General features: G+C 72.3%; 1 protein-coding gene. It reads left to right on the plus strand.

Translation table 11 applies throughout. The annotated features are described in order from the left end of the window. Positions 1 to 108: 108 nt before the first annotated feature. Positions 109 to 1827, plus strand: coding sequence for a threonine/serine exporter family protein (locus ABZ371_RS32180; protein ID WP_358686393.1), 1719 nt, complete (start codon positions 109 to 111; stop codon positions 1825 to 1827). Positions 1828 to 1904: the final 77 nt, after the last annotated feature.

Here is a 1904-nt window from a genome sequence, read left to right on the forward strand (position 1 = left end):
CGGCGCACCTTTCACCGGTGCGCCGCCCGTCGTGCGTGGCGGCCCATGTCCGTGCCCATACTGGGCAGGAGCGCCCCCAGGACGCGTGTCGAGTGAGGAACGAGGTCAGTGGTGGCGGAACAGGGCGGTCCGGAGGACCAGAAGCCCCAGTCCGACGAGGCGCGCAGCGCCTTCGTCCCACCGGCCGGCGTGGAGCAGCCGGCCGGGCCGCCGGAGGACGACCACCCCACGTCGGAGTTCGCCCTCCCGGCCGGTCTGCAGACCGATCCCTCAACGCCGTCCGGCCAGGGTCCGGGTTCCGCTTCCGGCTCCGGGAGCGGCCAGGGCGGCGAGCCGCTGAGTTCCGCGTTCGTCCCGCCGAGCGGGTACAACGCGCAGCACCAGCCTCCCGCCTTCACACCCGCGCACGGCATCCCGATGGTCCGGCTGACCAAGGAGGCCCCCTGGCAGGACCGGATGCGCACCATGCTGCGCATGCCCGTGTTCGAGCGGCCGGCGCCGGAGAGCGTGCAGAAGACCGACGACTCGGGTCCGGCCGTGCCCCGTGTGCTCGACCTGACGCTGCGCATCGGGGAGTTGCTGCTGGCGGGCGGGGAGGGCGCCGAGGACGTCGAGGCGGCCATGTTCGCCGTGTCGCGCTCCTACGGGCTCGACCGCTGCGAGCCGACGGTCACCTTCACCCTGCTGTCCATCTCCCACCAGCCGTCGCTGGTCGACGACCCGGTGACCGCCAGCCGCACCGTGCGCCGCCGGGGGACGGACTACACGCGGCTGGCCGCGGTCTTCCGGCTGATCGACGACATCACGAGCATCGAACACGTCGAGGTCTCCCTGGAGGAGGCCTACCGCCGCCTCGCCGAGATCCGGCGTAATCGCCACCCGTACCCCGGCTGGGCGCTGACGGCGTCCGCCGGGCTGCTCGCGGGATCGGCTTCGGTGCTGGTCGGCGGCGGTGTCCTGGTCTTCATCGTGGCCGCGGCCGGCGCCATGCTCGGGGACCGGCTGGCGTGGCTGTGCGCCGGCCGGGGGCTGCCCGAGTTCTACCAGTTCATGGCCGCGGCGATGCCCCCGGCGGCGATGGGCATCGCGCTCACCCTCACCCATTCGACGGATGTGCGGCCGTCCGCCGTGATCACCGGTGGACTGTTCGCGCTGCTTCCCGGGCGGGCTCTGGTCGCCGGCGTGCAGGACGGGCTGACCGGCTACTACATCACCGCGGCGGCCCGGCTCCTGGAGGTCATGTACTTCTTCATCGGCATCGTCGCCGGGGTGCTGCTGATGCTCTACCTGGGCGTCCAGCTCGGTGCCGAGCTGAATCCGGAGGCGCGGTTCGTGGCCAACGACCGGCCGGTCCTCCAGATCCTGATGTCGATGAGCCTGACCCTGGCCTTCGCGATCCTGCTCCAGCAGGAGCGTTCCACGGTGCTGGCGGTGACGCTCAACGGGGGCGTGGCCTGGGTCATCTTCGGTGCGATGGCCCGGACGGGGAACATCTCACCGGTCGCCGCGACGGCGGTGGCGGCCGGGCTGGTGGGCCTGTTCGGCCAGTTGTTCTCGCGGTACCGCTACACCTCGTCGCTGCCCTACATCACGGCGGCGATCGGTCCCCTGCTGCCCGGTTCGGCGACGTACTTCGGTCTGCTCGGCGTGGCGCAGAACGAGGTGGACGCCGGTCTCGCCTCCCTCAGCACCGCGGTGGCGACCGCTCTCGCCATCGCCATCGGCGTCAACCTGGGGAGCGAGATCTCGCGGCTGTTCATGCGGGTGCCGGGCGGTGTCGAGGGCGGGCCGTCCCGTCGGGCCGCCAAGCGGACGCGGGGCTTCTGACACGCGAACGGCGCTCCGCTCCCCCGTCATGAACCTGCCCGGACCCGGTACGGCTCCCGAAGCCGCCGGCCCCACCC

It is taken from the genome of Streptomyces sp. NPDC005899, assembly GCF_040629645.1.
In the GTDB taxonomy this organism is placed as follows: Bacteria; Actinomycetota; Actinomycetes; order Streptomycetales; family Streptomycetaceae; genus Streptomyces.